Source organism: Flavobacterium silvisoli, assembly GCF_004329815.1.
Lineage (GTDB): Bacteria > Bacteroidota > Bacteroidia > Flavobacteriales > Flavobacteriaceae > Flavobacterium > Flavobacterium silvisoli.
Genome location: NZ_SJPE01000005.1, coordinates 113,355 through 134,763, shown reverse-complemented (window position 1 = coordinate 134,763; position 21,409 = coordinate 113,355). Strand labels below are relative to the sequence as shown.

General features: G+C 38.7%; 21 protein-coding genes. 10 read left to right on the top strand and 11 right to left on the bottom strand.

Annotated elements, in window-relative coordinates:
- Position 1: 1 nt before the first annotated feature.
- Complete coding sequence (locus EZL74_RS06155) at positions 2–1,648, bottom strand: OstA-like protein (RefSeq protein WP_131475725.1); 1,647 nt, start codon at positions 1,646–1,648, stop codon at positions 2–4.
- A 311-nt stretch (positions 1,649–1,959) separates the two neighbouring features.
- Between EZL74_RS06155 and asnB the strand changes: the two genes are divergently transcribed.
- From asnB to mdh, 3 genes are all read left to right on the top strand, one after another.
- Entirely contained in the window at positions 1,960–3,576 is a 1,617-nt protein-coding gene (gene asnB / locus EZL74_RS06150; protein WP_131475724.1) for an asparagine synthase B, read from the top strand.
- 186 nt (positions 3,577–3,762) lie between these two features.
- On the top strand, positions 3,763–5,703 hold the full coding sequence (gyrB, locus tag EZL74_RS06145) for a DNA topoisomerase (ATP-hydrolyzing) subunit B (protein WP_131475723.1): 1,941 nt from the start codon (positions 3,763–3,765) through the stop codon (positions 5,701–5,703).
- 167 nt (positions 5,704–5,870) lie between these two features.
- The gene (mdh, locus tag EZL74_RS06140; protein WP_131475722.1) at positions 5,871–6,806 is read left to right on the top strand and encodes a malate dehydrogenase; all 936 of its coding nucleotides are present in this window, start codon (positions 5,871–5,873) and stop codon (positions 6,804–6,806) included.
- A gap of 126 nt (positions 6,807–6,932) precedes the next feature.
- Here the strand turns inward: mdh and rplS are convergent, their stop codons facing one another.
- The 3 genes from rplS to EZL74_RS06125 form a co-directional block, all read right to left on the bottom strand.
- A complete protein-coding gene (gene rplS, locus EZL74_RS06135; protein WP_131475721.1) occupies positions 6,933–7,283 on the bottom strand; it encodes a 50S ribosomal protein L19 in 351 nt (116 codons plus the stop codon).
- 162 nt (positions 7,284–7,445) lie between these two features.
- On the bottom strand, positions 7,446–8,126 hold the full coding sequence (trmD, locus tag EZL74_RS06130) for a tRNA (guanosine(37)-N1)-methyltransferase TrmD (protein ID WP_131475720.1): 681 nt from the start codon (positions 8,124–8,126) through the stop codon (positions 7,446–7,448).
- A 41-nt stretch (positions 8,127–8,167) separates the two neighbouring features.
- Positions 8,168–8,617, bottom strand: coding sequence for a DUF1569 domain-containing protein (locus tag EZL74_RS06125; RefSeq protein ID WP_131475719.1), 450 nt, complete (start codon positions 8,615–8,617; stop codon positions 8,168–8,170).
- Between the two features lie 74 nt (positions 8,618–8,691).
- Between EZL74_RS06125 and EZL74_RS06120 the strand changes: the two genes are divergently transcribed.
- The 3 genes from EZL74_RS06120 (at position 8,692) to EZL74_RS06110 (ending at position 10,404) form a co-directional block, all read left to right on the top strand.
- The gene (locus EZL74_RS06120) at positions 8,692–9,624 is read left to right on the top strand and encodes a peptidylprolyl isomerase (RefSeq protein ID WP_131475718.1); all 933 of its coding nucleotides are present in this window, start codon (positions 8,692–8,694) and stop codon (positions 9,622–9,624) included.
- Positions 9,625–9,709: 85 nt separating this feature from the next.
- Entirely contained in the window at positions 9,710–10,021 is a 312-nt protein-coding gene (locus EZL74_RS06115; RefSeq protein WP_131475717.1) for a c-type cytochrome, read from the top strand.
- A 41-nt stretch (positions 10,022–10,062) separates the two neighbouring features.
- A complete protein-coding gene (locus tag EZL74_RS06110; RefSeq protein WP_131475716.1) occupies positions 10,063–10,404 on the top strand; it encodes a tRNA-binding protein in 342 nt (113 codons plus the stop codon).
- Here the strand turns inward: EZL74_RS06110 and EZL74_RS06105 are convergent.
- From EZL74_RS06105 to EZL74_RS06095, 3 genes are all read right to left on the bottom strand, one after another.
- Positions 10,401–10,634 (bottom strand): hypothetical protein, encoded by a 234-nt coding sequence (locus EZL74_RS06105; RefSeq protein ID WP_131475715.1) that lies wholly within the window; start codon positions 10,632–10,634, stop codon positions 10,401–10,403. The genes EZL74_RS06110 and EZL74_RS06105 overlap by 4 nt on opposite strands.
- A 43-nt stretch (positions 10,635–10,677) precedes the next feature.
- The gene (locus EZL74_RS06100) at positions 10,678–11,055 is read right to left on the bottom strand and encodes a PUR family DNA/RNA-binding protein (protein WP_131475714.1); all 378 of its coding nucleotides are present in this window, start codon (positions 11,053–11,055) and stop codon (positions 10,678–10,680) included.
- A gap of 70 nt (positions 11,056–11,125) precedes the next feature.
- Positions 11,126–12,883, bottom strand: a complete 1,758-nt coding sequence (locus tag EZL74_RS06095; protein ID WP_131475713.1) for an ABC transporter ATP-binding protein — start codon at positions 12,881–12,883, stop codon at positions 11,126–11,128.
- Positions 12,884–13,078: 195 nt separating this feature from the next.
- Between EZL74_RS06095 and EZL74_RS06090 the strand changes: the two genes are divergently transcribed.
- From EZL74_RS06090 to yajC, 4 genes are all read left to right on the top strand, one after another.
- Positions 13,079–14,185, top strand: a complete 1,107-nt coding sequence (locus EZL74_RS06090; RefSeq protein ID WP_131475712.1) for a Glu/Leu/Phe/Val family dehydrogenase — start codon at positions 13,079–13,081, stop codon at positions 14,183–14,185.
- Between the two features lie 112 nt (positions 14,186–14,297).
- A complete protein-coding gene (gene nusB / locus EZL74_RS06085; RefSeq protein ID WP_131475753.1) occupies positions 14,298–15,203 on the top strand; it encodes a transcription antitermination factor NusB in 906 nt (301 codons plus the stop codon).
- Between the two features lie 12 nt (positions 15,204–15,215).
- Positions 15,216–15,629 carry a DUF1573 domain-containing protein gene (locus tag EZL74_RS06080; protein ID WP_131475711.1) on the top strand — a complete coding sequence of 138 codons (414 nt, stop codon included), beginning with the start codon at positions 15,216–15,218 and terminating at the stop codon, positions 15,627–15,629.
- 12 nt (positions 15,630–15,641) lie between these two features.
- Positions 15,642–15,914: a preprotein translocase subunit YajC gene (gene yajC / locus EZL74_RS06075; RefSeq protein ID WP_131475710.1), complete on the top strand. Its 273-nt coding sequence runs from the start codon at positions 15,642–15,644 to the stop codon at positions 15,912–15,914.
- Positions 15,915–16,077: 163 nt separating this feature from the next.
- On the opposite strand, the gene EZL74_RS06070 is transcribed toward yajC, so the two are convergent.
- From EZL74_RS06070 to EZL74_RS06055, 4 genes are all read right to left on the bottom strand, one after another.
- Positions 16,078–16,653 (bottom strand): YdeI/OmpD-associated family protein, encoded by a 576-nt coding sequence (locus EZL74_RS06070; RefSeq protein ID WP_131475709.1) that lies wholly within the window; start codon positions 16,651–16,653, stop codon positions 16,078–16,080.
- A gap of 164 nt (positions 16,654–16,817) precedes the next feature.
- Positions 16,818–18,089 (bottom strand): peptidase T, encoded by a 1,272-nt coding sequence (gene pepT, locus EZL74_RS06065; protein ID WP_131475708.1) that lies wholly within the window; start codon positions 18,087–18,089, stop codon positions 16,818–16,820.
- A gap of 158 nt (positions 18,090–18,247) precedes the next feature.
- Positions 18,248–18,865 (bottom strand): SNARE-associated domain-containing protein, encoded by a 618-nt coding sequence (locus tag EZL74_RS06060; RefSeq protein WP_240034566.1) that lies wholly within the window; start codon positions 18,863–18,865, stop codon positions 18,248–18,250.
- Positions 18,866–18,985: 120 nt separating this feature from the next.
- A complete protein-coding gene (locus EZL74_RS06055; RefSeq protein ID WP_131475707.1) occupies positions 18,986–21,391 on the bottom strand; it encodes an alpha-ketoacid dehydrogenase subunit alpha/beta in 2,406 nt (801 codons plus the stop codon).
- Between the last annotated feature and the right edge of the window lie 18 nt (positions 21,392–21,409).

The following is a 21,409-nucleotide window of genomic DNA, read 5'->3' as shown; positions in this document are numbered from 1 at the left end:
ATTACTTCACTACCGGTTTTGGGTTGTTTTTGTCGTAATCCAATGTTTCTTTTCGCGGAGTCAATGGCTTATCTTCTTTGGCCATTTCTGCTTTTCTTTGGGCTTGTATTTTGGCATCCAATTCGTTTTCTTCAGGAGGAAAAATGTCGTCTTTGGATTTTATGCGTTCGTCTCCGCGCCAAATGAACCCCCGAAGCTTTCTGGCATTTTCTGGCAAATCTTTTTCAGGATAAATATCTCCGTCAACAGTATTGAAAAAAGTGATGGTGTCAATAGTGTTTTTGTCTAAAGTCATGTTGATTTTACTGCTCACATTTTTGTTGATGCCAATCAGTTCGTGTTGGTCGTTTCGCATATAATAGACGACTTCAGTATTCTTAATTACATCTACTTCATAGAGTTTGTTGTCTTTGAATTTTCCGTACAGATTTTGCCCTTTTACCTGATTGTAACCGGTGCCTAAAGTGTCTTTAGAAACAATAAAAGCATTGTTCAGTACTTTGAGAGAGTCGAGTTTTTCTGTTTTGTTGTTGCCAATGAGATGCATTACATCTCCGGTCATTTGGTTGTCGTAATTCCAGAGTATGGGTTTTCCGATGAGCTTGGTTAAGGCTTTCTTTTGGTCAGAATGAATAGAATCGCATTTTCCGCTCATGTCTGTTTTGTAAAAGCGTACATTTTTGAATCCGCGCACGATGCGTTCACCGGGCTTTCCGGTAATGAGCATTTTTTTGCCGTGAACGTACATCGAATCCTGTTCAACCAAAGTGATAGCCACGGCTCTTTTGGTAATCATGATGGAATCGGTTTGCTTTTTGAGATTGCGGAAAATTTCCGCATAATGGCCTTTAATGAGCCCTTTGTTGATAGAATCGGTAATTTTTACATTGTTGGTAGCCGAAGCATATTCCCGGTTTCGGTCATAGTACAAACTGTCGCCTTCAATCCTTCGGTCTTTGTATTTGATGTAAGATTTACGCAGAAAATGAGCCAAGTTCTTTTTAGTGTCGTAAAATCCTTTTTCGGTATAAATGTAATTTTCTTTACTGGTTATGGTCGAAGGACCAAACAGATAAGAATGCCCCGAGTTGGTGTAATAATCCAAATGATTTGACTTGATAGTGTACTTAGGATTGGTGATGGTAACTGCTGTCAGGAAGCGAAATTTTTTCTCTTTGGCATAATAGCGACCCGACTTGCTTTTCAGCGTGTTCTCTTTGTTGGTAATCGTTCCGAAGGAGTTGTAAAAAGCTTCCTGAACATTTCGGTCAAAGTTGATGGTATCAGTTACTAAAGTGGCTTCGGGTGAGCGCATGACCACATTTCCGGTAGCGAAAGCCTGCTTTACTTTGCCATTGTATTCGGCATATTTACTGTTTAAAAAAAGAGTATCGCCTTGAACCATTTGTACATCGCCAAATGCTTTGATGTAGTTTTCCTTTTGAAAAAAATAAGCCTTATTACAAGTAAAAACTACGCCTTCATGACTCACTCTTACATTGCCGCGTAACAACAAGGCATCCGGGATTTCGGTTTGGTTGATGTCTGAAAAATCGGCATACTCAACATTTATTTGTGATGATTTTTGGGCAGAAAGACCTTGAATCAATCCGAGTACTAATCCGAAGCAAAAAAATAACTTTCTCAAAGGGTTGAATTTTGGGCAAATTTATGAAAATAGCAACAATGATAGTGGCAATTAAGAATTATTTATCAAACCCTGACCTTTAAATTCAGTCTCTCTTATTTTTTCAATAGCTAGGTTTAATGTCAACAAAAGAGTGCATTTTTTGTGAAATTCAAACAAAATGGGTTTATTTTATAAAAACAAGTTTCATATTTTATTATTTTTATTTTTTTAAGTTTTTAATTGTAACTATTTAATCGGTATTTGTTTTTGTAATGAAACTAATAATTCATTTTTGCTTCATAAAATAAAAGGTTTTAAAGTTTTGGGATATGTGTGGAATATTAGCCATTATAGGAAAAGGTAAAGACGAGCAGTTGGTGAAACAACTTTCAAAAAGGATGTCACATCGTGGCCCGGATGAGAGCGATATGCATATCACAGAAAACGGACATATATTAAGTCACGAACGTTTGTCTATTATCGATTTACATTCGGGCAAGCAACCTATTCAGGGATGTTCTTCTGCCTGGATGGTTCATAATGGTGAAATTTACAATCATCAGGAGTTAAGGGATACGATTTTGAAAGATCATGTGTTTCGTTCTAAATCAGACTCTGAAGTTATAGTGCATTTGTATGAAAAATTCGGTTATGATTTTGTGCATTTATTAGACGGTGACTTTGCCTTTGTAGTCGTTGACGGAGATGATTACATTGCCGGTCGAGATCCTTTGGGAGTAAAACCGCTCTATTACGGGGTAGATGACCGGGGCAGAATGTATTTTGCCTCAGAAATGAAGCCGATTGCGGATCAGTGCAAGACGTTTTCTACGTTTCCTCCGGGTCATTATTACACAGCAGAAACCGGGTTTGTAAAATACTACACGCCGGAATATGAAGATTATAAAAAGTGCCGGGATGAAGTTGATTTCAAAATGTTAAGAGATGCCTTAACCGAAGCTACGCGTAAAAGATTAATGAGCGATGTGCCTATAGGAGTACTGCTTTCGGGTGGGTTGGATTCATCTTTAACGTCCTCAATTGCCGCTCGTTTGTTAAAAGAAAAAGGAAAAGAACTACATTCTTTTTCCATTGGGTTAGACAAAGAAGCTCCCGATGCTGTAGCTGCTCGTAAAGTGGCTGATTTTTTGGGAACGACTCACCACGAAGTTCATTTTACCATTGAGCAGGGAATCGCAATTTTAGAAAAACTGATTTGGCACCTCGAAACGTATGATGTTACGTCGGTAAGAGCCAGTACTCCAATGTATTTCTTGTCTAAAGCCATCACCGATATGGGGATTAAAGTGGTGCTTTCGGGTGAAGGAGCTGATGAGGTTTTTGGGGGATATTTATACTTCAGAAATGCACCAACTACCGAAGATTTTACCAAGGAAACTATTGAAAGAGTTCAAAAATTGTTTACAGCCGATTTGTTGCGTGCAGATAAGTCAACTATGGCACACGGATTGGAGGCCAGAGTCCCGTTTTTGGACAAAGATTTTCTGGAAGTAGCCATGAAAATAAAAGGGGAGGAGAAATTGCCCAAAACTTATGAAGGAAAAGAAAAATACATTTTAAGAAAAGCCTTTGATACACCAAATGATCCGTACCTTCCTGATGAGGTATTGTGGCGCCAAAAAGAGCAGTTTTCAGACGGGGTTGGCTACAATTGGATAGATACTTTAATTGAGTATTGTGCTTCTCAGGTAACTGATGAACAAATGGCAGAAGCGGCAAAACAGTTTCCTTATAATACACCGGCGACCAAAGAAGCCTATTATTACAGAACCATCTTTCATAAATATTATCCACAGCTCAGTGCGGCACAAACCGTGCGTAAATGGATACCAAAATGGCAGGAAAATCAAGATCCGAGCGGAAGAGCTAATGCAGCTCACGTAAAAGCGGATGTTGAAATCGCAAAGTCAAGTGTAATTGCTTGAGTTTAGTTTGAAGTTTAGTTTGTTTGTTAAAGAACGTCTGTCATTTTTGACAGGCGTTTTTTTGTTGAAATATTGCCTAAAATGTTAATAACTTAAGGCTTTTAACATCGTTTTGGGATAGGAAATGAGGTGTGTTTTCATATATTTGCGTGTTAGACAAAAAATACATTTTTACGATAAATTTATATGAGCGACGAAATTAAAAAGAACAGTTATTCGGCCGATAGTATTCAGGCATTAGAAGGAATGGAGCACGTAAGAATGCGCCCTTCCATGTATATTGGTGATACTGGAGTCAGAGGATTACATCACTTGGTTTATGAGGTGGTGGATAACTCCATCGATGAGGCTTTAGCTGGGCATTGTGACACGATAAGTGTATTTATAAATGAAGACAACTCCATCACGGTTGAAGATAATGGTCGTGGTATTCCGGTAGACATTCACAAAAAAGAAGGTGTTTCTGCTCTTGAGGTAGTTATGACCAAGATTGGTGCCGGAGGTAAGTTTGATAAAGATTCGTATAAAGTGTCGGGTGGACTTCACGGTGTGGGAGTTTCCTGTGTGAATGCCTTGTCCGATCATTTGAGAGCCACTGTCCACCGCGACGGAAAAATATATGAGCAGGAATATGAAAGAGGTAAAACACTTTATCCTGTTAAGCAGATTGGAGAAACATCTAAAAGAGGTACTATTGTAACCTTTAAACCCGATGCTACCATTTTTACACAAACCTTAGAGTACTCTTATGACACTTTGGCTGCCCGTATGCGCGAGTTGTCGTTTTTAAATAAAGGAATTACCATTACGCTTACGGATAAACGTCATAAGAAAGAAAATGGCGAGTTTGAAGGCGAAGTTTTCCACTCCAAAGAAGGCTTGAAAGAATTCGTTAAATTCCTTGATGGTAACCGTGTTCCAATCATCGGACATGTGATTTCGATGGAGAATGAAAAAGGAGAAATCCCGGTAGAGGTGGCGTTGATTTACAATGAAAGTTATTCTGAAAATATTTTCTCTTACGTAAACAACATCAACACACACGAAGGAGGAACGCACTTGCAGGGATTCCGTATGGGATTGACCCGTACGTTGAAAAAATATGCCGACGCTTCCGGATTGTTAGAAAAATTAAAATTTGAAATCTCGGGTGATGATTTCCGTGAAGGATTGACGGCCATTATTTCGGTAAAAGTAGCCGAGCCTCAGTTCGAAGGACAAACTAAAACCAAATTAGGGAATCGCGAGGTAGTTTCTCCGGTTTCACAAGCGGTAGCAGAGATGTTGGAGAACTATTTGGAAGAAAATCCGAATGATGCCAAAATTATTGTGCAGAAAGTAATTTTAGCGGCTCAGGCGCGTCACGCGGCCAAGAAAGCCCGCGAAATGGTACAACGTAAAACCGTTTTAGGCGGTGGAGGTTTACCGGGTAAATTATCCGATTGTTCTGAGCAGGATCCGGCAAAATGCGAGGTGTACTTAGTCGAGGGAGACTCGGCGGGAGGAACGGCCAAGCAAGGTCGTGACCGTAATTTTCAGGCTATCCTGCCGCTGCGTGGTAAGATTTTGAACGTAGAAAAAGCGATGCACCATAAAGTGTTTGAAAACGAAGAGATTCGAAATATATTTACGGCTCTTGGAGTTACCATTGGTACCGAAGAGGATAGTAAAGCACTGAATTTAGAAAAACTACGCTACCACAAAGTAATCATCATGTGTGATGCCGATGTGGACGGTAGCCACATTTCTACATTGATTCTTACGTTCTTCTTCCGCTTTATGAAAGAGCTTATAGAGAATGGTCACGTATACATTGCGGCACCGCCATTATACTTGGTTAAAAAAGGAAACAAAAAAGAATATGCGTGGAATGATGATCAACGCGATGCAGCCAATGAGAGAATGGGAGGAAGCGCTTCGATTCAGCGTTATAAAGGTTTGGGAGAAATGAACGCAGAACAGTTGTGGGAAACGACTATGGATCCGAACTACAGAACGCTCCGTCAGGTGACCATCGACAGTTTGACGGAAGCCGACAGAATATTCTCGATGCTGATGGGGGATGAAGTGCCGCCTCGTAGAGAGTTCATAGAGAAGAATGCCGTCTATGCTAAGATTGATGCGTAACTAGCCCCGATTGCAGCGGAAATCCTTTTTGTTTTACGGATTTTTGAATATAGGGTTGAAGAACCAAACAAAAAGATTGCAACGGAAAGCGGGATTAGCTCCTGAAATACATTCAGAAATTAATTCAAGAACATAAATAACATAACAAACATAAAATTTACAAAAAAATGAAAGTTACGATTGTAGGAGCTGGAAATGTTGGGGCGACATGCGCTGATGTGATGGCTTACAGAGGAATTGCAAGCGAGATTGTCCTGTTGGATATCAGAGAAGGTTTTGCTGAAGGAAAAGCGTTAGACATTATGCAGTGTGCAACCAATACCGGGTTCAATACCAAATTGACCGGGGTTACCAATGATTATTCAAAAACAGCCGGAAGTGATGTGGTGGTAATTACCTCAGGAATTCCGAGAAAGCCGGGGATGACCCGTGAAGAATTGATTGGTATTAATGCAGGCATTGTGAAGTCGGTTGCCGAAAATCTGTTGCAACATTCTCCTGATGCTATCTTCGTAATTGTCTCCAATCCAATGGATACAATGACCTATTTGGCATTCAAATCATTAGGATTGCCTAAAAACAGAATCATTGGTATGGGTGGAGCTTTAGACAGTTCTCGTTTCAGAACGTATTTATCTTTAGCATTGAACAAACCGGCGAATGATATTTCGGCTATGGTTATCGGAGGTCATGGTGATACGACTATGATTCCGTTAACGCGTTTGGCTTCTTATAACGGAATTCCGGTTTCTCAGTTTTTATCTGAAGAGCAGTTGGCAAAAGTAGCAGCTGATACTATGGTTGGCGGAGCTACGCTTACGGCTTTATTGGGAACTTCGGCTTGGTATGCGCCGGGGGCTTCTGTAGCGTATTTGGTTGACAGTATTTTAAACGACCAAAGAAAAATGATTGCTTGTTCTGTTTTTGTAGAAGGAGAGTACGGGCAAAATGATATTTGCATCGGAGTGCCTTGCATCATTGGTAAAAATGGTGTGGAAGAAATTGTTGATGTAAAATTGAACGACGCAGAAAAAGCGTTATTTGCGAAAAGTGCTGATGCGGTAAGAAGCATGAATGATGCTTTGGCGACCGTTTTAGGATAAACATTATCACAAATCATACAGTAAACCCGAATTGGAAACAATTCGGGTTTTTTATTGAAATGGTAGGAGAAAGCAATAAAAAAGCCCCGAAAATCGAGGCTTGTTTTATAATCAGAAAGGATGAAATTATCTTCTTCTTTCTTTGATTTTTGCTTTTTTACCAGTAAGTTCTCTGAAGTAGAAAATACGAGCTCTTCTAACTTTACCTCTTTGGTTAACTTCAATTTTTTGTAATGCCGGCATGTTTACAGGGAAGATACGCTCAACACCAACAGCACCTGACATTTTACGGATTGTGAAAGTTTCAGTCAATCCTGCACCTTTTCTTTGGATAACAACTCCTTTGAAAAACTGAGTTCTTGTTTTTTCACCCTCTTTAATTTCGTAGTACACGGTGATAGTATCTCCGGCTCCGAACTCAGGGAAATCTTTTTTTGTCGATAATTCGTTATTTACGAAATCTACTAAATTTGCCATTTTTATTAATTATTATGGTTTAAAATCAGAGCAACATTCACGGTTCTCGCCAGAGGTTGGTCTAATGTGGGGGCAAAGATAAAAAAGAATTGGCAATTAACAATTATAAATGAATAATTTTTTAAATCTGTAATCAATTCATTATCAATTGTTAAGTGTCGATTATTCATTGTCTAACAAGTCCGGACGTCTGTTTTTGGTGTGCTCATACGCCATATCCTCACGCCATTTTTCAATTTTGGCAAAATGACCACTGGTCAATACCTCGGGAACTTTCCATCCTTTATAATCAGCCGGACGGGTATAAATAGGAGGTGAGAGTAAATTGTCCTGAAAGCTGTCGGTCAAAGCCGAAGTCTCATCGCTCAACACTCCCGGAATCAGGCGAATCAAGGCATCACACAATACTATCGCGCCAATTTCTCCACCCGATAGTACATAATCTCCAATCGAAATTTCTTTGGTAATAAAATGATCGCGAACCCGTTGATCTACTCCTTTATAATGTCCGCAAAGAATAATGATGTTTTCGTACATCGACATCGTATTGGCCATTTTTTGGTTCAGCGTTTCTCCATCAGGAGTCATATAAATCACCTCGTCATAGTGTCGCTGACTTTTTAAAAAAGTAATACAGTCGTCTATGGGTTGAACCATCATGACCATGCCGGCTCCTCCGCCAAACTGATAGTCGTCTACGCTTTTTTGCTTGTTCTTAGTGTAATCTCTTAGATTGTGAAAATGAACTTCTACCAAGCCTTTTTCTATAGCACGCTTCATGATAGAGGCTTCAAAAGGACTTCGCATCAGTTCCGGCAATATGGTAATAATATCTATTCGCATGGTTTCAATTCAGTCGACAAAGATAAGTTACTCGGGTGAAATTATACGCCAAATTGTTTCAAATGATGGTCTAAATGCATGGTGTGCATTTTACTCCATTCGTCATAGGTCAATTCGCCAAAGAAAGGATGATTGGTGGTTTTGATGGCATCTTTTCCCAAATTGGAAAAAACCTCTATTTTTTGAATCAGTTCGTTTTTGGTTTGATCAAAATCGTAATGGGCCGTTCTGATGAAAGCAGGAGCAGTAGGGCTGTTTTTCTTAAATTCATTCGAATTGAAAACCTTTCCTTTAAGCATTTTTCCAAAAAGGCGCATGATAAAATTGGCTTTCATAGGAGTGTGACCGAAGGTGAAATCCAACGGAGCCTGACAATGCGATAACATTTGGTCTACGGTCATTTTGCCCCACAGTGCTTTGCTTTCCGGGGTTAGTTGATTGATTCTGGTAATGATTAAATCATTGTCGGTTTTGCTGTATATTGAGCTCATGTTTTCGTTTTTATGGGTAGCCAAAATTACAATTTATATACTACCTTTGCACTGCATTTATAAAAATATACACAATGGAAAACGGAATATACGCTAAATTCAATACCACTAAGGGTCCGATATTAGTAAAATTGACACACGATTTAACACCGGGTACGGTAGGTAATTTTGTTGGATTGGCCGAAGGGCAATTAGAAAATTCAGCTAAACCAATGGGAAAACCGTACTACGACGGGTTGAAATTTCATCGTGTCATTCCTGATTTTATGATTCAGGGCGGATGCCCGCAAGGAACCGGAACCGGTGGTCCGGGGTACAACTTTGACGATGAATTTCACGTTGATTTAAGACACGATAAGCCGGGGGTATTGTCTATGGCAAACGCCGGCCCGGGAACTAATGGCTCTCAATTCTTTATTACACACGTTCCCACAACTTGGTTGGATGACAAGCATACGGTATTCGGCCACGTAGTAGAAGGTCAGGATATTGTCAATCAAATTGTACAAGGTGATATTATCGAAGGTATTGAGATCATCAGAGTAGGGAAAGAAGCTCAGGAGTGGAATGCCATAGAATCATTCAGAACTTTTGAAGGGTCAAGACAAAAAAGAATTGAAGAAGCCAAAAAACAAGCTGAAGCGGCTATGGAAAAATTGGCTGCCGGATTTGATAAAACCGATAGCGGATTGCGTTACAAAATAATTCAAAAAGGGAATGGTAAAAAAGCTGAGGCCGGAAAAACGGTTTCGGTACATTACACCGGACAATTGGAAAACGGTAAAACATTTGATTCTTCTTACCCGAGAAAAAAACCAATCGAGTTTCCTTTAGGAAAAGGTCATGTCATTGAAGGTTGGGATGAAGGTATCGCACTATTACAGGTTGGTGATAAGGCGCGCTTTGTTATTCCTTCATATTTAGGATATGGTTCGAGTGGAGCAGGTGGTGTTATTCCGCCTAATGCTACCTTGATTTTTGACGTTGAATTGATGGATGTAAAATAATTTGACATCTCGTTAAATAGTTAAAATCCCGACAACTAATTGTCGGGATTTTTTATACATTTACCTAAACCAATAAACTATAATTATGAAGTATAAAGTAATTTCTTTGGCAGTATTGACGGTAATTATTTACTCGTGTGCTTCCAAGTCGAGCGTACCTACAACTGAGGTCTCGAAAACAACGGATGCCAAAAAAGAAACAACTGTTGCACTGACTCCTGAGTTAGCAGAAGGTAAAGCCCTCTATGAAAATAATTGTGCTAAATGCCACAGATTGTATGATGCCAAAGAATTCTCACCCGAAAAGTGGAAGCCGATAGTGGCTCGTATGCAAAAGAAAGCCCATCTCGATGATGTACAAGGGCAAAAGATTTTTAATTACGTAGCCATGCAATAATCCCACAAACACTCATTTGAGTGTTTTTTTAGTTTTGCTATATGGAAGAAAAAATATCATGGTCTGATTTTGAAAAAGTAGAAATGCGTGTGGGAACCATTGTGAAGGTTAACGATTTTCCCGAAGCCCGTAAACCAGCCTATCAATTGACTATTGATTTCGGAAATGAAATCGGTTTGAAAAAAACATCCGCACAAATTACAAAACGATATACCAAAGAAGAGTTGATCGGAAAACAGATTGTAGCGGTGGTCAATTTTCCCCGAAAACAAATAGGCACGTTCATGAGCGAATGTTTGGTGCTGGGCTCTGTTGGCGAGGACAATGATATTGTTTTGCTGACTTCAGATATGAAAGTTGAGAACGGATTGCGGATTGGTTAATCCTTTTTCATTTTTTTCATAATACTTACAATCAGGCTCAAGGAGCTCATCACGATAAAAACAATGGCGATATAAAATGAAATTTTCACCGGAGTAGTTTTGTGCTCGGGATTGTTGATGTTCATGTTCAGAATCCAAATCCAAAACAACACGCTTAATGCATGAAATGGTATTCCGTATTTATCGATAAAATCGGTAAACTGTTTGATGTAAAGGGCAAGTTTTTGCATAGTCTTTTAAATTTAAAAAGCCCGAAATCTTCGGGCTTTTATATTAAATATCATCAAAATCAATGTCGGTGAAACTCTTTTCGGTCTGAGCTTTCTCTACCGGGGTTTCCTGTTGGTATTCTCTTTTAAAATCTTTTTGATGTCTTTCAGAGATTACTTCTTCTCCTTTGTGATTCAAAACATAAGCAGTCATTTCTTCTAAAATATCAGTAAAGGCTGCAAAGTCTTCTTTGTATAAATAAATTTTGTGTTTTTTGAAGTGAAAAGAACCATCTTCTTCAGTGAATTTTTTACTCTCAGTGATGGTGATGTAGTAATCATCGGCTTTTGTGGCTCTTACATCAAAGAAATAAGTTCTTCTACCAGCTCTTAAAACTTTAGAAAAAATCTCATCTTTTTCTAACATATCATTTTCTCTCATATTCTTTCAGTCGATTAATAGTGTTTCTATACAGTTCAAAAATGATAAAATTTTTGTTACCAAACAACAATTAATTTAATTCTTTTTCCGAAAGTTGTTTCAGATATAATTCGGCATAATACCCCTCTTGGGTTACTAATTGATTATGAGAACCTTCTTGTATGATTTGTCCCTCATCAATGATGATGATTTTGTCGGCATTCTTGGCTGAAGACACTCTGTGACTGACAATAATGGTGGTTTTATCTTTTGAAATCTCAAGCAGGTTGTTAAGAATCCGTTCTTCAGTTTCGGTATCAACAGCCGATAAACAATCATCAAAAAGCAATATCGGTGGATTTTTAATGATGGCTCTGGCAATAGAAACCCGCTGTTTTTGACCACCCGAAAGGGTGATGCCACGTTCTCCCAAAACAGTATTGTATTGCTTATTAAAATGCATAATATTCTTGTGCACTACAGCTTTTTTCGCAGCATCAATCACTTCTTCGTCAGTAGCATTTTCTTTGCCGAATTTGATGTTGTTTTTAATAGTGTCTGAAAACAAAAAAGCATCCTGCGGCACTATACCTATACCGTTGCGCAAATCATACAAATTGATTTCATCTATTTTTTTGCCGTCAATGGTGATGCTGCCGTTTTTAATGTCATACATACGGGTGATTAACGATAGAATGCTTGATTTTCCCGCACCCGTTTTGCCTAAAATAGCTAGAGTTTCTCCTTTTTTAACTTTAAAGGAAATGTTTTGCAATGCGGTGATTTCGGTATCTTCATAGGTGAAGCTTACATTGTTGAATTCAATTTCTCCTTCAATGGCAGTATGTTCTGCAGTTTTGTTTTTGATTTCGGGTTCAATTTTTAAAAACTCGTTAATGCGTTTTTGTGAAGCTTCTGCCTCCTGAACCAATGAAGAAACCCAGCCAATAGAGGCTACAGGCCATGTCAGCATGTTGATGTACAAAATAAATTCAGCTATGGTTCCGATACTTTTGATAGTTCCGTCAATGTACATCAATCCACCGAAATAAATCACAGTTAAATTACTGACCCCAATCAGAGCAATCATCAACGGTCCGAATAAGGATTGCACACGAGCCAAACTCATGCTTTTGGTTTTACTTTCTTTGGCCAGTTCAACTAAATTATTTTGGTATTGATCCTCTAGAGCATAGGCTTTTACTACCCGGATTCCTGAAAATATTTCCTGTGTAAAGCTCGATACTTTTGATAAATATTGTTGAAAAATTGTACTGCGCTTGTTGATTTCACTGCTCAGTTTGAAAATGATATACGATAACAGCGGTAATGGTAGCAGGGTGTAGAGGGTCAATTTGGGCGATACGTTATACATATATATAATGACTACGGCAAAACGAATGAAGGTGTTGATAGTGTACATTACAGCCGGGCCAACATACATACGAACCTTGCTCACGTCTTCACTGATGCGGTTCATTAAATCGCCTGTTCGGTTACGCTTGTAAAAGTTTTGGTCTAAAACTTCATAATGTTTGAATACTTCGTTTTTCAAATCAAATTCCACATGCCTTGACATAACTATTAATGTCTGACGCATCAGAAAAGTTAAAACGCCGGCAATCAGCGTGGTGCCTAATATCCAAAGGATGTTATGAATCAATTCGGTTTTTATAACAGCACTGCTCAAATTGTTTTTATGAAAATCCTCGATAATCATAAACGATTTGCTGATGAGCTTCGGAGTGAAAAGAGAGAAAATTTGGGCAACTATAGTGATGATAATTCCTAATAAAAAGTGGAATTTGTATTTGATAAAATATTTGTTTAAATATTGAAGTTCTTTCATTTTTTGATAGACGAAAATGGGGTTTAAAAACTTTTTCTTGTTAAATTTTTAAAAATAATGAATTTATTGATTTTATTGTTTAAATTGATTTTATTAACAAATTACTAATTATCCCTGATTTGAGTGAGTTTTATTGAATAAAGTTTTAATTTTGTCGGGACTTTTTAAAAAAGTCCAAATTTTAATAGCTATAAAATGACTTCAGAAATCACAACACCCGCAGAGCTACAAAAGATGGATCCTGTTTTCGGACAACTTTCTTTTGATAATCATGAACAAATTGTTTTTTGTAACGACAAAGATACAGGTTTAAAAGCAATTATCGGTATTCACAATACCGTTATGGGACCGGCTCTTGGCGGAACGAGAATGTGGAAATACAACAACGAATGGGAAGCGTTAAATGATGTTTTGCGCCTTTCGAGAGGAATGACTTATAAATCAGCCATTACGGGTTTAAATCTTGGTGGAGGAAAAGCGGTTATAATAGGTGATGCCAAAGCCGACAAAACTCCTGAAATGATTACCCGTTTCGGACAGTTTGTAGACTCACTAAGCGGAAAATACATTACTGCTGAAGATGTGGGCACCACAACAGAAGATATGGACCGTATTCACGAAGTAACTAATTATGTGACCGGAATTTCAGAGGCTAAAGGTGGTTCAGGAAATCCTTCTCCGGTAACCGCTTACGGTGTTTACATGGGAATGAAAGCTGCTGCCAAATACCAATTCGGTTCAGACAGTTTAGGAGGTAAAAAGATTTTGGTGCAAGGAACCGGTCACGTGGGTGAAACTCTAATCAGCCATTTGACAAAAGAAGGTGCCGAAGTTTTTGTTTCAGACATTCATCAGGATAAAATGGAAAGTATGGTTGCCAAGTACGGAGCCAAAATTTTCACCGGTGCAGATTTGTATGCCGCTGATGTAGATATATACTCACCATGTGCTTTAGGTGCAACTATCAATGACGAAACAATCTACAAGATAAAAGCCAAAGTAATTGCTGGAGCGGCTAACAACCAGTTGGCTGTTGAATCGGTACACGGTCAGATTTTAAGAGAAAGAGGAATTGCTTATGCTCCTGATTTCTTAATCAATGCCGGTGGAATCATCAATGTGTATGCAGAAATTGTAAAATACAGCAAAGAAGAAGCTATCAGAAGAACTGAAAATATCTACAATACCACGTTAGAAATTTTCAACTTTGCCGATACCAATAATATCACCACGCAACAAGCAGCTATGCAAATTGCACAAAATCGTATTGACGAAAGAAAAAAAGAAAACGCCAATAAATAATCGAGCGTTTTAAAATATTACTATTTTTGCAAAGCGAAAGAATTTCTTTCGCTTTGTTAATTTTTAAAAGTTCTTATCCGTGTTAAACAGAAGACATATTCGAGTGAAAGTGATGCAGTCCATCTACGCAATGCATCAAAAAAGTTCTGATGAATTAGAGAAAGAAGAAAAGTTTTTAATTCAAAGTATCGATAATATTCAGGATTTATATTTAATCATGCTGTCTTCGCTGATTGAAATCAGAAAAAAAGAAGAGGTTTTCTTAGAAACTTCTAGCAAAAAACATTTAGCTACTCCGGAAGAAAAAAATCCCAACAGAAAATTCGTCAATAACGCTGTACTGCTGTTGTTAGAAGAAAACAGTTCGTTGAGCATTGCTTTAGAAAAACGTAAAATCAATAACTGGTCGATGAATGACGACTATATTTTGATTTTGTTGAACGAGATTAAAAAAAGCGATTTGTACCAAAAGTACATGAGTACCAAAAAAACGACGTTTGAAGAAGATAAACAGTTCGTAGTTGACATGTTTACCGAAGTATTGGCGCCCAATGAAAAACTATACGAGTACCTTGAAGATCACAAGCTGACTTGGATAGATGATATACCGTTGGTGAATACCCAAATTCAAAAACAGTTGAGGCAAATATCCGAGAAAGATGATTTCAGAGTAATTAAGCTTTACAAAGATGAAGAAGACAGAGAGTTTGTTAGTTTATTGTTTAGAAAAACGGTATTGAATGAAGTGTCTTTGGCCAAAGAATATATCGATAAAACGCCCAATTGGGATGCTGATCGTATCGCCGAAATCGATACCATTATCCTTAAAATGGCCATTTGTGAATTTTTAAAGTTTCCATCTATACCGGTAAAAGTAACCATCAATGAGTATTTGGAAATTGCCAAAGAATATTCAACACCAAAGAGCAGTATCTTCATCAACGGAATTTTAGATAATTTGGTCAAAGAATTTGAAAGCGAAAACAAAATCAAAAAAACCGGAAGAGGTTTAATGTAATACAATACAAAAATGATTAGAAAAGTAAGTTTTCTGGCCGTTGCAACATTATTGGTTTTTGCAACTTCTTGTAAAAATGAAAAAGAAACTACACCTGCTGCTGAAACCGAGATGACTTTTGAAACTCAAAAGCACGATTTCGGAACAATTACACAAGGTGATAAAGTAGAATACGATTTCAAATTTAAAAATACCGGAAAAGCAGATTTGTTGATTACCGATGCCAAAGGCTCGTGTGGATGTACCATCCCCGAGTATCCTAAAGAACCGGTTGCCCCGGGTAAGGACGGTATCATTAAGGTTTCATTCAATTCCGCCGGGAAGATAGGGGAAAACTCTAAATCAGTAGTCCTGTCAGCAAATGTCCCCGAAGGAAAAAAAATATTATACATTCAATCTAACATAGTTTCGAAAGGAACGAACTAAAACATCTTAATTATGAATTCAATGTTTGCGTTACAAATGGTCGCCTTATTGGCAATTTTTTATTTCTTTATGATCAGACCACAACAAAAGAAAATAAAACAGGAAAAAGAGTTTGAAGCCGGATTAAAAGTAGGCGATAAAATCATCACCAAAAGTGGTTTTCACGGAAAAATTGTAGAACTGGGTGAAGGGACTGTAATCATTGAAACCATGTCGGGAAAACTGAAAATTGAGCGCTCTGCCATTTCTGTTGAAATGACTGCTGCCTTAAATAAGAAAGCATAAGCGGTAAATGATGAATAGGTAATTAAGAATTACAAATTCAAATTTCCACATTAAAAAACCCAAACCCCGATAAAAGGATTTGGGTTTTTTATTTATTATTAAATCAAGATACTCACAATCAACAAGCCCCCAATTCGTAATTCCTAATTCGTAATTCCCAATTCTATCTGTATTTGTCATTCAAACCGCGACCTTCCAAAATCATTGATTTTACTTTTTCCAGACGCGCAATTTTTGTTTTTTCTTGTTTGGCTGTAGCCAAATATTCCCAATATTCTTTTTGTTTAAACGGAGTGAGATGTTCAAATGCTGTATTCAGCTCTTTATCTTCTCTCAAAGCAGCAGCAAAGAAATCGCAATGCATGGCTTCTTTCTTTTCAGGTTTGATCGAAAGTCCGGCCTTTTCATTGGCTATAGCTTCCTTGATGTATCGTAAAATGAGAGATTCATCTATCTCCTTTGCCGAGGTAAAGCGCCACTGACGTAATCCGCGGGTAACACCTTCATTGGCATTGACCAGCACTTTCAATTCATCTTTCAGGAAAACCCCATTCCAGAACCAAATCACAAAAAAGTTTTTAAAGCCTCCAATGCCTAACACATTTTTGTTGTTAAGCGTGTACACTTCACCGCCCCATTTGGTGGTTTCTGTCAGCTCGGTTTTTTGAATAATGCCACGCAACACGCCGAGTTCCTCGCCCCATTGATTGACTTTATCCCAAACAGGTGTTTCTTTCATAGTGCTTTACAGTCAGAATATTAGGTGTAACATAATTTTCAATCAACCGGCTGCAACAGTTGGAAAAACAATACCGAAGCCCACGTGGGTTTAGGTCATTTTCCGTCAGTTCGAGTGATTTTTACGAAGTAAAAATTGTATCGAGAACCTCTCGCGGTAAAACATTACTTCTTCTTACCCTTACCTGCTTTACTGAAATCAGTGGTGGCTGTCAATTCGGCAATTTTCACAATTACATCCACTGCTTTTTGCATACTTTCTACCGGAACGTATTCGTATTTTCCGTGGAAGTTATGACCACCGGCAAAAATATTAGGACATGGTAACCCCATGTAAGACAAACGACAGCCATCAGTACCTCCTCGGATTGGTTTGATTAGTGGTTTGATGCCCAATGATTTCATGGCTTTTTCTGCCAAATCTACAATAAACATTACCGGTTCTACTTTTTCTTTCATGTTGTAGTACTGGTCAGTGATTTTGGTAATCACTATATCTTCTCCGAATTGTTTGGCAAATTTCTTGTTGAATTTTGCAGTTATTTTTTCGATTAAAGCTTTGCGTTGTTTGAATAACTTCATGTCGTGATCGCGGATGATCAGCTCCAGTTTGGTTTCTTCAATACTTCCCTGTAATTGGGTTACGTGAAAGAAGCCTTCGTATCCTTTGGTTTCCTGTGGCGTTTCACCTTTGGGTAATTCGTTGATGAAATCGTTGGCAATCAGCATCGAGTTAATCATTTTGCCTTTAGCATACCCCGGGTGAACCGATTTCCCTTTGAAAGTAATTTTAACTCCCGCCGCATTGAAATTTTCGTACTCTAATTCACCAATCTGGCTACCGTCCATAGTGTAAGCCCAGTCGGCTCCGAATTTTTTTACGTCAAATAAATCGGCACCACGGCCAATTTCTTCATCAGGTGTAAAGCACACTCTTATTTTGCCGTGTTTGATGTCCGGATTTTGAATCATGTGCTCCATAGCGGTCATGATTTCGGTAATTCCAGCCTTGTCATCGGCACCAAGTAAGGTTAAACCATTTGTGGTAATCAGGGTTTGCCCTTTGTAAAGCAATAAATCCTTAAAGTAATTTGGAGAAAGGACAATGTTGTGTTCCTTGTTCAGTATAATATCTCCTCCGTCATAATTCTTTACAATTTGAGGTTTAACATCTTTTCCGGTAAAGTCGGGAGTCGTGTCAAAGTGGGCTACAAATCCTATTGTCGGCACTTTGTGGTCTACGTTCGAGGGCAGGGTGGCCATTACGTATCCGTGTTTGTCAATGGTAACCTCGGTCATCCCGATGGCTTTGAGCTCTTCTACCAGTTTATTAGCTAAATCAAATTGTTTTTTGGTACTCGGTGTAGTGGTTGAATTGGGATCCGATTCGGTGTCGATAGTGACATAACTTACGAAACGGTCAATGATATGTTGCATGGTTTTATTTTTTCACAAATATAATTAATTACGAATTGTGAATGACAAATTAGCGATTGCAAGTTATTCCTGTCTGATAATTTGGGAATACTGAAAAAAGATTTTTGGGCAAATGAAAAGCCGGTATTTATATCTGTAAAATGGTTAAAGGGTAAATCTTAAGTGTCGGATTGTTCTTTTCGGTTCCAGATGTTAAAATCCAATTTAAACTTTTTTTCTTTGAGCAGTGAAAACCAGTCAATGAACAATAAAGCACAAAGCAATAATATCCCAAAAATTAACCCGGTTATGGATTGCCAGGATAATGTATCGCGAAACATCTCATCAACATTTTCTGAAGCAAATTTACCCAAATGCACTGCTGTCGCATCGCTGATGAATTTGCCTATAAAAAATGCCGGAATAATCCGGATGGGTTTGATTCGGGCTATACCTCCTGCTAAAAATAACGGAGTGGTAGGCAATGGCAGTAAAGAATAAGTAATGATGAGCAGTTGGCTCTTCCAGCCTTTTTCACTTATTTTTTCCCCGAGATACTGAACTTCCTGATTTTTTTTAGCTTTAAATATTTTTTCCGATAACAGAGGTATGTATAGAGTGAGCACATATCTTCCTAAAATTGACCCCGCAACTCCTATTACAGTAACCCACCAAGCATTTAAATCATACATGATTTGTAACGGAACCATAATGGTAAGTGCCGGCGGAAAAGGAATGGGGACAACATCAAATAAAAAAGCACCGGCAAAGACTAAAAAATAGTACCACCACATCATAGATTCGGAATTAATGGAACAACAGTAATATCATTTTGCTAAGGTGCATCTTTTTTATAAAAATGCCCCCAATAGGTGTGTAACTTTTAGGGGGCAGTCTATATTAGGCTCCTTTCGGTATTAGTATAAACTCGGAAATTTATCTGGTTTTGCTTCGTGCATGATGGCATATACTTTTTCAAAAACATCTTCTACCGAAGGCTTTGAGAAATAATCTCCATCAGTTCCATAAGCCGGGCGGTGGGCTTTGGCCGTTAGGGTTTGTGGTTGACTGTCGAGGTGTCGGTAACCGTTTTGCTCTTCTACAATTTGTTGTAATAAATAGGCAGAAGCACCACCCGGAACATCCTCATCTACTACCAACAAGCGGTTGGTTTTGGCAACGCTTTTAACACAATCATGGTTAAGATCAAATGGTAATAACGATTGTGCGTCTATAATTTCTACATCAATGCCAACTTCTGTAAGTTCTTTAGCGGCCTGTTCTATAATTCTCAATGTCGAACCATATGAAACGATGGTGATATCAGTTCCTTCTTTTAAAGTTTCTACCACTCCAATCGGAGTTTTGAATTCCCCTAAATTGGTCGGCATTTTTTCTTTCAAACGGTAACCGTTCAAGCATTCCACTACAAGAGCAGGTTCGTCAGTTTCCAACAAAGTGTTGTAAAAACCGGCGGCTTTAGTCATATTTCTCGGAACCAAAACGTGAATACCGCGAATGGCGTTAATTATCATTCCCATAGGCGAACCTGAGTGCCAGATGCCTTCTAAACGGTGTCCGCGTGTTCTGATGATTAAAGGCGCTTTTTGTCGCCCGTGAGTTCTGTATTGTAAGGTCGCCAAGTCATCACTCATGATTTGAATGGCGTACAATAAATAGTCTAAATATTGGATTTCAGCTATCGGGCGCAAACCACGCATGGCCATCCCAATTCCTTGTCCGAGTATGGTTGCTTCCCGAATACCGGCATCGGATACGCGGAGTTCTCCGTATTTTTCCTGCATGCCTTCTAATCCTTGGTTTACGTCGCCAATGTTTCCGGAATCTTCCCCAAAAATTAAGGCTTCAGGGTATTTATTAAAAATAGCATCAAAGTTATCGCGCAATACTAAGCGGGCATCTACCTCTTCAGATGAAGCATCGTAAACGGGTTCCACTTCGGTAGCCTGTAGTACATTTTTGGCTGATTGTGAAAATAAATGCGAACTGAATTTCGGCTGAATGGTATCGGTATATGAGTTAATCCAAGTTGCCAATTGTGATTTTCCGCTTTCATTTACCAATAAACGCAATACCTTGCGGGCTGTTGTGATGATTTCTTTGCGAATAGGTTCTTTGATGGCGGCTAAATCAGCAGCATATTTTTCGATAAAAACTTTATTAGCACTTGAAGCTGCAATCGAATTCAGCAGGGCCACTAACTCATTTTGTTCCTCCTTTATAGGAGTTGTGAAAGCTGTCCATGCGGCTTTTTTGCCTTCTAAAACTTCTTTTTTGGCTTCGTTGTCAATAGTATCTAATTCTTCGGCTGTCGCCAAATTGTTTTCAATTAACCAATGACGCATTTGGGCCAAACAGTCAAATTCAGCCTCCCAAGCTAAACGTTCCGCGTTTTTATAACGTTCGTGTGAGCCCGAAGTAGAGTGACCTTGTGGCTGTGTCAATTCGTTTACATGTATCAATACCGGAACGTGCTGTTCGCGTGCAATGGCTGAGGCCTTTTGATAGGTTTCAACCAATGCCGGATAATCCCAACCTTTCACGGTCATGATTTCGTAGCCGTTGTTATCTTCATCTCTTTGGAATCCTTTCAGGATTTCGGAAATATTTTCTTTGGTCGTTTGGTAACGCGCATGAACGGAAATTCCGTATTCGTCATCCCAGACACTCATTACCATTGGTACTTGTAAAACCCCTGCAGCATTAATGGTTTCAAAAAATAACCCTTCTGAAGTAGAAGCATTCCCGATGGTTCCCCAGGCTACTTCGTTTCCTTGGTTAGAAAAGGTATTGAATTCTTCTAAACCGCGAACATTTCTGTATATTTTTGAAGCTTGAGCCAATCCCAATAAACGCGGCATTTGTCCGGCGGTAGGAGAGATGTCGGCACTCGAATTTTTTTGCTGGGTTAAGTTGTTCCAGTTTCCGTTTTCGTCTAAAGAGTGTGTGGCAAAATGACCACCCATCTGACGACCGGCACTCATAGGGTCATGCGATAAGTCGGTGTGGCCATACAAACCGGCAAAGAACTGCTGAATGGTTAACTGACCAATGGCCATCATAAAAGTTTGATCACGGTAATACCCCGAACGGAAATCTCCGTTTTGAAAGGCTTTGGCCATAGCCAATTGTGGCACTTCTTTACCGTCGCCAAAAATTCCGAATTTAGCTTTTCCGGTTAAGACTTCTTTTCGTCCCAGTAAACTACATTCGCGGCTAATTCTGGCAATTCTGTAATCGTTTAATACTTCGGCTTTGAAATCCTCAAAGGTAATTTCGGTCTTGATTTGTGCTTCGGTCATATGGAATGCTGTATTGAA

What these genes read in the sequence shown, in the direction of transcription:
- asnB (WP_131475724.1), top strand. Translation starts at nt 1,960, where the DNA reads ATGTGTGGAATATTAGCCATTATAGGAAAAGGTAAAGACGAGCAGTTG.
- gyrB (WP_131475723.1), top strand. Translation starts at nt 3,763, where the DNA reads ATGAGCGACGAAATTAAAAAGAACAGTTATTCGGCCGATAGTATTCAG.
- mdh (WP_131475722.1), top strand. Translation starts at nt 5,871, where the DNA reads ATGAAAGTTACGATTGTAGGAGCTGGAAATGTTGGGGCGACATGCGCT.
- rplS (WP_131475721.1), bottom strand. Translation starts at nt 7,283, where the DNA reads ATGGCAAATTTAGTAGATTTCGTAAATAACGAATTATCGACAAAAAAA.
- trmD (WP_131475720.1), bottom strand. Translation starts at nt 8,126, where the DNA reads ATGCGAATAGATATTATTACCATATTGCCGGAACTGATGCGAAGTCCT.
- EZL74_RS06125 (WP_131475719.1), bottom strand. Translation starts at nt 8,617, where the DNA reads ATGAGCTCAATATACAGCAAAACCGACAATGATTTAATCATTACCAGA.
- EZL74_RS06120 (WP_131475718.1), top strand. Translation starts at nt 8,692, where the DNA reads ATGGAAAACGGAATATACGCTAAATTCAATACCACTAAGGGTCCGATA.
- EZL74_RS06115 (WP_131475717.1), top strand. Translation starts at nt 9,710, where the DNA reads ATGAAGTATAAAGTAATTTCTTTGGCAGTATTGACGGTAATTATTTAC.
- EZL74_RS06110 (WP_131475716.1), top strand. Translation starts at nt 10,063, where the DNA reads ATGGAAGAAAAAATATCATGGTCTGATTTTGAAAAAGTAGAAATGCGT.
- EZL74_RS06105 (WP_131475715.1), bottom strand. Translation starts at nt 10,634, where the DNA reads ATGCAAAAACTTGCCCTTTACATCAAACAGTTTACCGATTTTATCGAT.
- EZL74_RS06100 (WP_131475714.1), bottom strand. Translation starts at nt 11,055, where the DNA reads ATGAGAGAAAATGATATGTTAGAAAAAGATGAGATTTTTTCTAAAGTT.
- EZL74_RS06095 (WP_131475713.1), bottom strand. Translation starts at nt 12,883, where the DNA reads ATGAAAGAACTTCAATATTTAAACAAATATTTTATCAAATACAAATTC.
- EZL74_RS06090 (WP_131475712.1), top strand. Translation starts at nt 13,079, where the DNA reads ATGACTTCAGAAATCACAACACCCGCAGAGCTACAAAAGATGGATCCT.
- nusB (WP_131475753.1), top strand. Translation starts at nt 14,298, where the DNA reads ATGCAGTCCATCTACGCAATGCATCAAAAAAGTTCTGATGAATTAGAG.
- EZL74_RS06080 (WP_131475711.1), top strand. Translation starts at nt 15,216, where the DNA reads ATGATTAGAAAAGTAAGTTTTCTGGCCGTTGCAACATTATTGGTTTTT.
- yajC (WP_131475710.1), top strand. Translation starts at nt 15,642, where the DNA reads ATGAATTCAATGTTTGCGTTACAAATGGTCGCCTTATTGGCAATTTTT.
- EZL74_RS06070 (WP_131475709.1), bottom strand. Translation starts at nt 16,653, where the DNA reads ATGAAAGAAACACCTGTTTGGGATAAAGTCAATCAATGGGGCGAGGAA.
- pepT (WP_131475708.1), bottom strand. Translation starts at nt 18,089, where the DNA reads ATGCAACATATCATTGACCGTTTCGTAAGTTATGTCACTATCGACACC.
- EZL74_RS06060 (WP_240034566.1), bottom strand. Translation starts at nt 18,865, where the DNA reads ATGATGTGGTGGTACTATTTTTTAGTCTTTGCCGGTGCTTTTTTATTT.
- EZL74_RS06055 (WP_131475707.1), bottom strand. Translation starts at nt 21,391, where the DNA reads ATGACCGAAGCACAAATCAAGACCGAAATTACCTTTGAGGATTTCAAA.